11 protein-coding genes, 6 tRNA genes and 1 pseudogene are annotated in these 11209 nt (G+C 45.0%); 10 read left to right on the plus strand and 8 right to left on the minus strand.

What is annotated here, in order from left to right:
- The 4 genes and pseudogenes from Q0C19_RS07900 to Q0C19_RS07915 all read left to right on the plus strand — a co-directional run.
- A pseudogene (locus tag Q0C19_RS07900) lies at positions 1 to 293 on the plus strand (malonyl CoA-acyl carrier protein transacylase); the annotation flags it as partial.
- On the plus strand, positions 290 to 1048 hold the full coding sequence (locus Q0C19_RS07905; RefSeq protein WP_295054854.1) for a nitrilase-related carbon-nitrogen hydrolase: 759 nt from the start codon (positions 290 to 292) through the stop codon (positions 1046 to 1048). The pseudogene Q0C19_RS07900 and the gene Q0C19_RS07905, both read left to right, overlap by 4 nt.
- A gap of 8 nt (positions 1049 to 1056) precedes the next feature.
- Positions 1057 to 1749 carry a 5'-methylthioadenosine/adenosylhomocysteine nucleosidase gene (locus Q0C19_RS07910; protein WP_295054857.1) on the plus strand — a complete coding sequence of 231 codons (693 nt, stop codon included), beginning with the start codon at positions 1057 to 1059 and terminating at the stop codon, positions 1747 to 1749.
- 16 nt (positions 1750 to 1765) lie between these two features.
- A complete protein-coding gene (locus Q0C19_RS07915) occupies positions 1766 to 2497 on the plus strand; it encodes an ATP-binding protein (RefSeq protein WP_295054883.1) in 732 nt (243 codons plus the stop codon).
- On the opposite strand, the gene mutY is transcribed toward Q0C19_RS07915, so the two are convergent.
- Positions 2478 to 3431, minus strand: coding sequence for an A/G-specific adenine glycosylase (gene mutY, locus Q0C19_RS07920; RefSeq protein ID WP_295054859.1), 954 nt, complete (start codon positions 3429 to 3431; stop codon positions 2478 to 2480). The genes Q0C19_RS07915 and mutY overlap by 20 nt on opposite strands.
- A 38-nt stretch (positions 3432 to 3469) precedes the next feature.
- On the opposite strand from mutY, the gene Q0C19_RS07925 reads away from it, so the two are divergent.
- Together Q0C19_RS07925 and Q0C19_RS07930 are read left to right on the plus strand one after the other, a co-directional pair.
- Entirely contained in the window at positions 3470 to 4048 is a 579-nt protein-coding gene (locus Q0C19_RS07925) for a YigZ family protein (RefSeq protein WP_295054862.1), read from the plus strand.
- A gap of 122 nt (positions 4049 to 4170) precedes the next feature.
- Positions 4171 to 4455, plus strand: coding sequence for a hypothetical protein (locus Q0C19_RS07930; protein WP_295054865.1), 285 nt, complete (start codon positions 4171 to 4173; stop codon positions 4453 to 4455).
- A 32-nt stretch (positions 4456 to 4487) separates the two neighbouring features.
- On the opposite strand, the gene Q0C19_RS07935 is transcribed toward Q0C19_RS07930, so the two are convergent.
- The 7 genes from Q0C19_RS07935 to Q0C19_RS07965 all read right to left on the minus strand — a co-directional run bounded on the left by Q0C19_RS07935 (position 4488) and on the right by Q0C19_RS07965 (position 6244).
- Positions 4488 to 4564: transfer RNA gene (locus tag Q0C19_RS07935), tRNA-Asp, on the minus strand.
- Positions 4565 to 4576: 12 nt separating this feature from the next.
- A tRNA-Val gene (locus tag Q0C19_RS07940) sits at positions 4577 to 4652 on the minus strand.
- A 32-nt stretch (positions 4653 to 4684) separates the two neighbouring features.
- Positions 4685 to 4761, minus strand: a tRNA-Asp gene (locus Q0C19_RS07945).
- 12 nt (positions 4762 to 4773) lie between these two features.
- Positions 4774 to 4849, minus strand: a tRNA-Val gene (locus Q0C19_RS07950).
- Positions 4850 to 4903: 54 nt separating this feature from the next.
- Positions 4904 to 4979 (minus strand) — tRNA-Glu (locus Q0C19_RS07955).
- Between the two features lie 16 nt (positions 4980 to 4995).
- Positions 4996 to 5071, minus strand: a tRNA-Lys gene (locus Q0C19_RS07960).
- 81 nt (positions 5072 to 5152) lie between these two features.
- Complete coding sequence (locus Q0C19_RS07965; RefSeq protein ID WP_295054868.1) at positions 5153 to 6244, minus strand: CinA family protein; 1092 nt, start codon at positions 6242 to 6244, stop codon at positions 5153 to 5155.
- Positions 6245 to 6342: 98 nt separating this feature from the next.
- Here Q0C19_RS07965 and ileS point away from each other — a divergent pair, with 98 nt between their 5' ends.
- From ileS to Q0C19_RS07985, 4 genes are all read left to right on the plus strand, one after another.
- Positions 6343 to 9102, plus strand: coding sequence for an isoleucine--tRNA ligase (gene ileS, locus Q0C19_RS07970; protein ID WP_295054871.1), 2760 nt, complete (start codon positions 6343 to 6345; stop codon positions 9100 to 9102).
- Positions 9099 to 9224 (plus strand): hypothetical protein, encoded by a 126-nt coding sequence (locus Q0C19_RS07975; protein ID WP_295054874.1) that lies wholly within the window; start codon positions 9099 to 9101, stop codon positions 9222 to 9224. The genes ileS and Q0C19_RS07975 overlap by 4 nt, the downstream gene beginning before the upstream one ends.
- Complete coding sequence (gene gatA / locus Q0C19_RS07980) at positions 9221 to 10561, plus strand: Asp-tRNA(Asn)/Glu-tRNA(Gln) amidotransferase subunit GatA (protein ID WP_295054877.1); 1341 nt, start codon at positions 9221 to 9223, stop codon at positions 10559 to 10561. Before Q0C19_RS07975 ends, gatA begins: the two co-directional genes overlap by 4 nt.
- A 4-nt stretch (positions 10562 to 10565) precedes the next feature.
- A partial coding sequence (locus Q0C19_RS07985) for an IMP dehydrogenase (RefSeq protein WP_295054880.1) occupies positions 10566 to 11209 on the plus strand: 644 nt, incomplete at its 3' end.

An 11209-nucleotide genomic window follows, 5' to 3' on the forward strand; every position in this document is an offset into this window, starting at 1 on the left:
AAGTGATGGAAAAAATGGTTTCTGACTCTTTTAGTGCTCCGATCGTTTCCAATGTAACAACCGAAAAATACGCGGCTAAAGAGGATGCCTTAAATCTTCTAAAAATTCAGCTCATTCAGCCGGTGAAATACAAACAATCGATTGAAGCCATTACGGGTGAGATCGATATGATGATCGAATTCGGTAACGGGGCGGTCCTGAAAGGGCTGAATAAACGAAATGCTCCGGATGTCGAGACATTCGGAATTTCGGATATGGAATCGCTTGCAAAGGTGTGCGAAGTACTCGTATGAAAGTTGCTCTGATCCAGTCGGCACCAAAACTGAGTCGATCAAACCTTACTGATGTTCTTGCTTTAGTAGAGGCAAATAAGTGTGCAGATGTCATCGTTTTCCCCGAACTCGCTCTCAGCGGATATCTTCTACAAGACAAGCTCTTTGAAGATGCGTGGAAAATTGAAGAGTTGCGTGATCTGGAAAAAGCGAGTGAGCAATGCGATATTGTTATCGGTGCGGCACTTTGGGACGAAGGACGTGTTTTTAACAGCGCTCTTTATTTTTCTGAGGGTAAATTGCTCCATATCCATCATAAAAATCATCTCCCTACGTATGGAATGTTTGAAGAAGGGCGTTATTTTAACGCAGGCAATGAGATTGTTTCGTTTCAAACTCCTCATGGGAATGCGATTATGGTCGTGTGTGAGGACCTGTGGCGCGCAGAGACGATAGGTGTGATTGCCAAGACGGATGCAGAGATTATTTACGTGTTAGCGGCTTCTCCGGCACGTGATTTTACCGATGAGGGAATAATGATCGAGTCTCAATGGGATGCGTTGCTAAAATCTGCGGCATTATTGAGCCACAATTATGTTGTTTTCGTCAATCGGATCGGATTTGAAGACGGATTAGGATTTTGGGGCGGAAGCCGGGTTATTTCTCCCATGGGGAAAACCGAGTATCGTTTGTCTCTTTTTGATAAGGAAGAGAGAATCTGTTCTCTTGATGAGAGTCTAAAAAAACTGGGTCGATATTTAGTTAAATATACATAAGGATAAAAATGAAAATAGCAATCATGGGCGCGATGCGCGAAGAGATCGATCCGATTTTGGAAACAGTTGGGGAATATAGTACTATTGAACACGCAGGGAACGTTTTCTATGAATGTACGTATGGCGGACATGAACTGGTAATCGCCTATTCGAAAATCGGGAAAGTCTTTTCGGCTATTACCGCTTCGGTTATGATTGAGCGTTTTCATGCCCAAAAACTTCTTTTCAGCGGGGTAGCAGGGGGGATCAGCAAAGAGTTAAAAATCGGCGATCTCGTCATGGCGAGTGCATTGTGTCAGCATGATGTCGATATTACAGCGTTTGGACACCCATTCGGTTATATTCCTGAGGGTTCGGTGATGATCGAAGCGGATAAATCGCTTTTATCTATCGCATCACGGGTCGCTGAAGATATGGGTGTAAAAGTAAAAGAGGGAATTATTGCTACCGGGGATCAGTTTGTTGCTTCAGCAGAACGTAAAGCATGGATTGAAACAACATTTAATGCCGATGCATTAGAAATGGAAGGGGCAAGCGTGGCATGTGTATGCCACAACTTCGGTGTTCCGTTTTTTGTCCTTCGTGCAATCAGTGACACGGCTGATGGGGATGCCGGGATGGATTTTGATACATTTCTCAAAAGTTCGGCACAAGTGAGTGCAAAATTTATTTTGAGTATGGTTGAGCATCTTGGGCATTAAACTCAGCAAAAAAATCATGCGTCAAATCGGACGCACGAATGCCGAATTCGGTTTGATTGAAGAGGGTGACAAAATCCTTGTCGGCCTTAGCGGCGGAAAAGATTCGCTTACGATGGTTCATGCGCTCCGAGAACAGCAACGTCGAGCTCCGTTTAAATTTGAAATTCTTGCCGTAACGGTTACCTACGGTATGGGAGAAGATTTTTCTGCGCTGATTGCCCATTGTATCGAGCATGGAATCCCGCACAAGATTTATGAGACCAACACGTATGAAATAGCGGGAGAAAAAATCCGCCAGAACTCTTCGTTTTGCAGTTTCTTTTCCCGTATGCGACGCGGTGCATTGTACAGTGCCGCCAAAGAATATGAATGCAATAAAGTAGCTCTCGGACACCATCTCGATGATGCTGCTGAGAGCTTTTTTATGAATTTGATTTATAACGGGCATATGCGTGCTCTTGCCCCTAAATACAAAGCAGGGAACGGGTTGATTGTTATCCGTCCTTTGATTCAGATGCGAGAACGTCAGCTTTCAGCCTGTGCTTTGGAAAACGAAATGCCGACTATCGGTGATGAGGCATGTCCGGCAATGCGATTTGACGTCAAAATGCCTCATGCACGGGCCAGCATGAAAGTAATGCTCTCCGAGATGGAAGAGAAATATCCTGATATTTTCGTCTCTATCAACTCCGCATTCGGTCACATCAGTGATGATACCTTCTTCGATCCTAAACGGTTTGCTTTATAAGGGCAACCGCTTTGTGATCGGCACAACTAAGGGATAAATCTTTAATCTCTTCCAGTGTAAACCACTCGTACCTCTCATTATCAAATGACTCCTCAGAAAGATACAGATCGGCTTCCAACGTGAAATGGCTGTAATGCTGTGTGATATGTCCCAGTGGAGTAGCATTCGCTACTTCCACCGCTTCAAAAAATCCCCAGAGCCCGTGTAGAAAACGCTCAGTACGTTGCGTGAGTGCATAACGGTTATCTCTCTTATGGATAATAATTGATCGATTTCGGACAGGTTTTTGCAATTTTATTTTTGCTTCAGGATAAGTGAGCGGTTCAGATTTTCCTTGGCACGTAGCCTCTAACGGACAAACGGCACAGAGGGGCTTTCTAGCTAAACAGACAGTTGCACCCAGATCCATCATTGCCTGATTGTATTCAAACGGATGTTTGGAATCAAAGAGGGTATATGCGTATTCCCATAGTTTCTTTTCATCCCGTTTCAATAATGCGAAATAGCGGTGAAGTATCCGTTTGACATTTGCATCGAGTATGGGGAGGCTCTCTCGGTAGGCAAATGCGGCAATCGCATGGGCGGTAGAGCGTCCTATCCCGGAAAGTTTCATAAGTTCATGGGCATTATTCGGAAGATTTCCGCCGCATTGACGGGCGGCATGATGGAGATTTTTGGCTCTTGTGTAGTACCCAAGCCCCTCCCACATTTTTAGGACATCATCCTGATGGCTTTCGGCTAATTCTGAGAGAGTGGGGAATCGTTCGAGAAATGGAAAATAAAACCGCTCCAATACGGTTTTGACCTGTGTCTGCTGGAGCATAATCTCACTGATATAGATATGGTATGGATTATCAGTCGTACGCCATGGAAGATCATGGCGACCGTGGGTCTTATACCAATGCAATAGTGATTGTTGAGGGGTAAGTTTCATGGCGATATTATATAATGGCACTATTAAGAAGGGGTTTTATGGTTACGGTCAATGCGATAAGTTCAGATACAATCGAGATCAAAGGATCGAAATTTATCGCGTTTTTGATGCCTATGGAATACTATGAAGAAGAGATGAAGCGATTACGATACCTCCACCCTAAAGCTGTCCATTTTGTCAGTGCTACCCGAAGTCTTAATGCGTTTGATCAGATCGTCGAATACAGCGGGGATGACGGTGAGCCCAAAGGGACATCGGGGAAACCTACTTTAGCGGTATTGCAAGGACATGAACTGATCAATACCGCAATCATCACGGTACGTTATTTCGGCGGAACGAAGTTGGGGCCCGGCGGGTTGGTACGCGCCTATGCCGAAGCGGCAAATGCAGCATACTCCCAAGCAGTTTTATTCCCCTATGAAAAGCGTTTAGTTCAAAAAATAGAGTGCGATTATCCTTATATTTCTATGGTTGAATATGAATGTACGCAACAGAATATTAGGATTGTGACAAAAAATTTCGGAGAAAAAGGGGGAATATTTGAGATCGAAGGGACATCTGAAAGCTTGGAGCAGTTTTCTCATGTATTAGGACGGGCTATTCGATATTTATCATAAGATTTTGCTCCATGATTTCTTACACCGTTTGAACTCTTCAACCAATTTGAGGGAAGTAATTTTCTATTTTAAGCGAAGTTTTCTAAAGAGAGGTTTATAGTTATTCAAACAGGAGGTGTATTATGCAAGTGAGTTCATATACTTTTAAATCCCCTTATCCTCAAGCCGTTCAAGTAGGTCAGCCTGATCTTACAAGTGCAAAAAAAGAGGAACCGACTCAAACTCCATCCATGACAGAGAACAAAAAAACGGTATTATCCGAAGGGAAAGTGAGCCCGACATTGGATTCAGGAGTTACTATTTCACTGAGTGCATTGGAATCTGGGAAGTCGCAGAGCAGTGTATCGGAGTTTAAATTATTAACAAGTGTCAATCAAGCGCAAAAAGCATATAGTCAAGAGAATTAAAAAACGGATTGTAAAAAAGAAGAGGGTAAAGGTGGCGCAGCGGACGGGACTCGAACCCGCGACCTCCTGCGTGACAGGCAGGCATTCTAACCAACTGAACTACCGCTGCAACCTAAACGAATGGTGGGAATTACAAGACTCGAACTTGTGACATCTACCTTGTAAGGGTAGCGCTCTACCAACTGAGCTAAACTCCCGTTTAATGTGCGTAAAAAATCAAAATAACATATGGCGCAGCGGACGGGACTCGAACCCGCGACCTCCTGCGTGACAGGCAGGCATTCTAACCAACTGAACTACCGCTGCAGCCAAAAATTATGGTGGGAATTACAAGACTCGAACTTGTGACATCTACCTTGTAAGGGTAGCGCTCTACCAACTGAGCTAAACTCCCAAATTAAGATGAAAAATCATCTCATTTGTAAAATCAAATAACATTCGAAACATGTGGCGACCCCTAAAGGATTTGAACCTCTGTTCCTACCATGAAGTGATAGTGTCCTTGGCCACTAGACGAAAGGGTCACTTAAATCAACAATATGGTGTCCCGTGATGGATTCGAACCATCGACCCCTTCATTAAAAGTGAAATGCTCTACCAGCTGAGCTAACGGGACCTCTTCAATCATCAAAACTGGACGATTGTGAGGGCGAAATTATAGGGGAAAGATGTTGTTTTGTCAAGGAGAAAGAACGATTTAGGTAAAAAATAATTCTTTGTCACTATTGAGGAGCATTTTGACAGCCATCAGAACACTTTGTTCTTGGATGTAGTTGCGATCTCCTTCGAAATGAAAACGTTCCGTATGGACAGACGTTTTTGATCGTGCACTGATATAGACCGTTCCTACAGGTTTGGTATCACTTCCTCCGGTAGGTCCTGCTACACCGCTGATAGAGAGCGCATAATCGGAAAAGCTGACATTCATAGCCCCCTCGGACATCTCTAAAACAACTTCGGCGCTTACGGCGCCGTGATGCTCAAGGGCTGCATCATCAACAGCGAGCCAGTTGGCTTTGAGGGTATTGGAATAGGTAATCAGGGAGCCATCAAAAATAGTGGAAGCTCCGCTTTGGGATGTGAAAAAATGGGCAAGGGATCCGCCGCTGCAACTTTCGGCAAACGAGAGTTTTCTGTGGCGTTGACTTAGTTTCTCAATAATAAATGCGGCAATATTGGTGGCGGCAATTACTTTATGGTGCATAAGCCCCCGTGCAGATGCAATAAATTGGGAAAGGTTTCCGTGTTTGCGGGTATGGATACGGATTTTTAACCATCCTTCGATGAGTTCGCTGAATTCAAGTTTGACATCGAAATTTTGGGCTAAAGGTTCAAGGAGGGTTTGGGCGCTGAGGAGCTCTTCATTGAAAAGGTGGATGGTGGCAAAACGTGATTCGTCGTCGATCAGGATCTGAGGGAGCACTTTTCCCTCCGTTGCCAAAATGACATTGACTTCCGAACTGTTATGGGTAAGGAGATAGCTTCCGTTTTCAAGTACGCTGGCACGGGAGGGGATCAGCATCTGCTCTTTTAAAACCTGATTGTCGGCGGTGACGGTACTGAGAAGTTTTCCTACAATAGTAAAAGTGTTTTTTGTCGTAACGATGATGAGTTTGGATTCGTATTTTAAAAGCCCCTCGAGGTGTAAAAACAACCCTTTGTCCGACTCTTCAAAATAGTTGATTGAATCAATGGAAGTGAGGCGGTTTTTAATACTTCGAAGGATATAGCGCTCATACGCTTCGTTCAAAATCAGTCGATTGCCTACGAAAATAACATCACGTTTCATGGTTTTCCCGTGTATAAATTTGGGATAGTATAGCATAGTGACAGCAAAATTTAATCACCTAAAAGATATAATGCACCACTTTTTCTATAAGGTAACAGATGGATTATAAAGAGACCCTCCTTCTACCTCAGACCGAATTTCCGATGCGCGGAAATTTGGTTCAAAACGAGCCGACACGCTATGCCGCGTGGATTGCCAAAGACGTTTACGGCCGCATGAAAGCTAATCGTGCTGATGCGAAAAGCTTTACCCTGCATGACGGTCCTCCGTATGCCAACGGCCATACCCATATCGGCCATGCGCTGAATAAAGTGCTTAAAGATATTATTGTCAAATATCATTATTTCAACGGAAAATCGGTTCGCTTTACTCCCGGCTGGGACTGTCACGGATTGCCGATCGAGCAGCAAGTCGAGAAAAAACTGGGCGGAAAGCAGAAAAAAGAGCTTCTCAGTACGGCCGAAGTCCGCCAAATGTGCCGCGATCACGCACGTGAATTTGTCGATATTCAACGCGCGGAGTTTAAAAAACTGGGTGTTATCGCCGATTGGGATAATCCGTATTTGACGATGGATTCCAAATTTGAAGCGAATATCTATCGCACCCTTTGTTCTGTAGCGAAAAAAGGGCTGTTGATCGAGCGTTCCAAACCGGTTTATTGGAGCTGGGCAGAGCGTACCGCGCTTGCCGAAGCGGAAGTGGAATACGAAGATAAAGAGGACTACTCGATTTATGTCGCATTTGAACTCTCCGATGAAGCCAAAGTACGTGTCGGAATCGAAGGTAATGCCGCCATCGTGATTTGGACGACGACCCCTTGGACGTTACCTGCCAATACGGGAATTTCTCTTAATCCTGATGAAATCTATGTTCGTACGTCGGATGGTTACATTGTCGCTGAGAAACGTTACACTGCACTGATCGAAGAGGGTATATTGACCGGAAGCGTCGTTCAAAAAATCGAAGCAAAAAAGTTCGAAAATCTCTATGCGATCAATCCTCTTAACGGACGCGGTTCCCATTTGGTACTCGGCGAGCACGTTTTGATGGAGAACGGTTCGGGATGTGTTCACACCGCTCCGGGTCACGGGGAAGACGACTACCGTATCGGGCTTCGCTACAACCTCGAAGTGGTGATGCCGGTCGATGAGACGGGATGTTATGATAACACCGTCGTCCGTGAAAAACTCCTTCCGAATCCTGAAGAGTTTGTCGGTAAACATATCTTTAAATGCAATGAACCGATTATCGAATTACTTGGTGACAAAGCGCTTAAAGTCTCTAAATTCCGTCACTCCTACCCACACTGCTGGAGAAGCCATACTCCATTGATTTATCGTGCGACGAAGCAATGGTTTATCAGTGTGGACGGAACTCCTGAGGGTGAAACAAAAACACTTCGCGAAATTGCTCAGGCCGAAGTAGCTAAAACGGCGTTTTATCCTGAGAGCGGACGTAACCGTTTGGGTTCAATGGTCGAGAACCGTCCAGACTGGTGTATTTCACGTCAGCGTGACTGGGGAGTCCCTATCGCATTTTTCCGCGTTAAAGCGACGGGAGAAGTGATTTTGGATGAGAAAGTTCTCAACTTTATCGCGATGATTTTTGAGATGCACAGCACCGATGCGTGGTACTCGATGTCTATCCAAGAACTCCTCTATCCGGGATGCCCGTACAAAGCGGATGAACTCGAAAAAGTTTCTGATATTCTCGACGTTTGGTTTGATAGCGGCTCAACCTGGAATGCAGTTCTTAAATCTCGTAACTACGATGCGGGAGAATATCCGGCTGATTTGTACATCGAAGGAAGCGATCAGCATCGCGGATGGTTCCAAAGCTCACTCTTTTTGAGTACGGCGGTGGAACATATCGCTCCGTACAAAGCGCTTCTCACTCACGGATTTACCGTTGATGAGAAGGGCGAGAAGATGTCCAAATCCAAAGGGAATGTCGTCGCTCCCGAATCGGTTCTCAAAGAGTACGGATCTGAGATTTTGCGTCTATGGGTAGCGATGAGCGACTATCAGGGAGATTTGAAAATCTCCGGAAATATTCTCAAGCAAACGGCGGATCAATACCGAAAACTCCGAAATACGTTCCGTATTATGCTGGCGAATCTCGATGGATTGGAAACAATTGTCCCATACAACGAAATGGGTGAGATCGATAAGTGGATCGTCTCCAAAGCCAAAGAGGTGTTTGATGAAACCCATCGTTTGTTCGGCGAATACAATTTCGTTCACGGGATGAGCGGATTGAACTATTTCATCGTCAATGAACTTAGCGGGGTTTATATCGATATCACCAAAGACCGTATGTATTGTGACGGTGCTTCTTCACCGGAACGCCGCTCAACACAGAGTGCCATGGCAATCATCGCTAAATCGATGCTCGGATTGATCGCTCCGATTTTGACCTATACTGCCGATGAGATTTTCGACAATGCCCCCTCTATTTTAAAGGGAGAGGCAAAGGATATCTTCGATGTAACGTATGCTTCTATCGAAGCGGTTGAGAGCAGCTGGGATGACGCAACGATGAAAGTGATCCGTGAAAAATTTAATGAGATCGTGGACGGATTGAAAAAAGAGAAGGTGATCAAAAATACCCTTGAACTCGTTATCTCTACGAAGTCAGAGTCTACCAAAGCAATGAAAAAAGCGGATATCGAAGAGTATTTGGTCATCTCAAAATGGTGTGCCTGTGAACTCAAAGATGTTTTGGGAACGTTTGAGATCGAGGGGGATACATTCAATATATCCCTTGCATCTAAAGCCAAATGCCCGCGCTGCTGGAAATACCACAGTGAAGACGAAGAGACTCTTTGTCCGCGTTGTGCCCAGGTAGTTGCAGTATGATCGATCTCACACAGCCTGTTTCGATGAGCTTTATCGGAGAAACTGTCGGGGCTATTTTTGTCGTAATTGCCGCAGGGATTGCGATGGTCAAACAAGCAAAACGTAGAAAGGAAAGTGTATGATAACACTCAAAGAGGCGTTAAAACTCTCGAAAGAAGAACTTAACTCACTTAAAGAAGAGTTGAAAGCCAAGATTGCCGCCAATCCTGAATTGAATGCGTATATCGATGTTCTTAATGTCGGCGAGGGGATTCCGATCGCAATCAAAGATAACATCCAAGTCACAGGATGGTCGGTAACGTCAGGGTCCAATATTCTCAAAGGCTACATTGCCCCTTATAACGCGACCGTTATCGAAAAACTCTTAGCAGCCAATATGTCTCCGTTTGGACGTACCAATATGGATGAGTTTGCGATGGGTTCAACGACTGAGAGCAGCTGCTATGGTAAAACGCTCAATCCCCTTAATCACAACTGTGTTCCGGGAGGAAGTTCGGGCGGTTCGGCTGCGGCAGTAGCGGCGGGGCTTGCGGTAGCGGCTTTGGGAAGCGATACCGGCGGATCGATCCGTCAACCGGCGGCGTTTTGCGGAATCGTCGGTATGAAACCTACCTACGGTCGTGTCAGCCGTTACGGCTTAGGTGCGTATGCGAGTTCCCTCGATCAGATCGGACCGATGACCCAAAATGTTGAAGATGCGGCAATTTTGTACGATATCATCCAAGGTCATGATCCGAAAGATTCTACGTCTGCAGAGCGTAATGACGGCACCGTTAGTGATAAACTCGATGGCAATGTAAAACTAAAAATTGCAATCGTACCTGACTATGTCAAAGATGCCTCCGAAGATGTCCGTAAAGGGTATGCCAAAGCGGTAGAAGCACTTAAAAACGCGGGACACACCATCGTTGAGAAAAGCCTGATGGATCCGAAATACGATATTTCAGCGTACTATATCACCGCAACAGCGGAAGCCACAACCAACCTTGCCCGCTATGACGGTATCCGTTACGGAAATCGTGTTGAAGGGGAGAATCTAAAAGATACGTTCCTTCAAACCCGTTCGCAAGGATTTGGTGCCGAAGTGCAGCGTCGTATAATGCTCGGTAACTTTGTTCTCTCTTCGGGCTATTACGATGCCTATTATGTTAAGGCGCAAAAAGTACGTCGATTGATCCAAGAGGAGTATAATAAGATTTTCGAAGAAGTTGATCTTATTTTAACCCCTGTAGCTCCCCGTACCGCCTACGAGTTTGGAGCCCTTAGCGATCCGCTTGAGATGTATTTGAGCGATATTTATACGATTTCAGTCAATCTCGCAGGACTTCCGGCAATCTCGATTCCTGTTGATACGGCTGAAAACGGTATGCCCGTAGGTCTTCAACTCATAGCCGCTCCGTATGCAGAGCAAACACTCTTTAACGGGGCACTTAGTCTCGAAACTCAACTACAAGGATAACCTCATGAATATTCGTAAACGCGCCCTCACTTTTGAAGATGTATTGCTCATCCCTAAATACTCTGAGGTTCTCCCTAAAGAGGTGAGTCTGAAAACGATGTTAACCCGTAATATCCCCCTCAATATTCCGATGGTATCTGCGGCTATGGATACCGTAACCGAGTACCGTGCAGCGATAGCGATGGCCCATTTGGGCGGAATCGGGATTATTCATAAAAATATGGATATCGAAACACAGGTCAAACAGATCAAAAAAGTGAAAAAATCGGAAAGCGGTATTATTATCGATCCGATCTATGTTCATCCGGATGCTACCCTTGAAGATGCGGAATCATTGATGAACGAATTTAAAATCTCCGGTGTTCCGGTTGTGGATGAACACAATAAACTCCTGGGAATTTTGACGAACCGTGATATGCGTTTTGAGAAAGATTTGTCGAAGTTAGCCATTGATGCGATGACTCCAATGCCGTTGGTGACGGCACAAGCCGGGATCACATTGGCCGAAGCTGAGCAAATGATGCACATTAACAAAATTGAAAAGCTTCCGATTATCGATAATAACGGATTACTTAAAGGGTTGGTAACGATCAAAGATATCAAAAAACGGATCGAGTACCCTCATGCCAATAAAGATGATTTCGGCCG

Source organism: Sulfuricurvum sp., assembly GCF_023250475.1.
Lineage (GTDB): Bacteria > Campylobacterota > Campylobacteria > Campylobacterales > Sulfurimonadaceae > Sulfuricurvum.

What these genes read in the sequence shown, in the direction of transcription:
- Q0C19_RS07925 (WP_295054862.1), top strand. Translation starts at nt 3,470, where the DNA reads ATGGTTACGGTCAATGCGATAAGTTCAGATACAATCGAGATCAAAGGA.
- mutY (WP_295054859.1), bottom strand. Translation starts at nt 3,431, where the DNA reads ATGAAACTTACCCCTCAACAATCACTATTGCATTGGTATAAGACCCAC.
- Q0C19_RS07975 (WP_295054874.1), top strand. Translation starts at nt 9,099, where the DNA reads ATGATCGATCTCACACAGCCTGTTTCGATGAGCTTTATCGGAGAAACT.
- Q0C19_RS07965 (WP_295054868.1), bottom strand. Translation starts at nt 6,244, where the DNA reads ATGAAACGTGATGTTATTTTCGTAGGCAATCGACTGATTTTGAACGAA.
- gatA (WP_295054877.1), top strand. Translation starts at nt 9,221, where the DNA reads ATGATAACACTCAAAGAGGCGTTAAAACTCTCGAAAGAAGAACTTAAC.
- Q0C19_RS07905 (WP_295054854.1), top strand. Translation starts at nt 290, where the DNA reads ATGAAAGTTGCTCTGATCCAGTCGGCACCAAAACTGAGTCGATCAAAC.
- ileS (WP_295054871.1), top strand. Translation starts at nt 6,343, where the DNA reads ATGGATTATAAAGAGACCCTCCTTCTACCTCAGACCGAATTTCCGATG.
- Q0C19_RS07915 (WP_295054883.1), top strand. Translation starts at nt 1,766, where the DNA reads ATGCGTCAAATCGGACGCACGAATGCCGAATTCGGTTTGATTGAAGAG.
- Q0C19_RS07930 (WP_295054865.1), top strand. Translation starts at nt 4,171, where the DNA reads ATGCAAGTGAGTTCATATACTTTTAAATCCCCTTATCCTCAAGCCGTT.
- Q0C19_RS07910 (WP_295054857.1), top strand. Translation starts at nt 1,057, where the DNA reads ATGAAAATAGCAATCATGGGCGCGATGCGCGAAGAGATCGATCCGATT.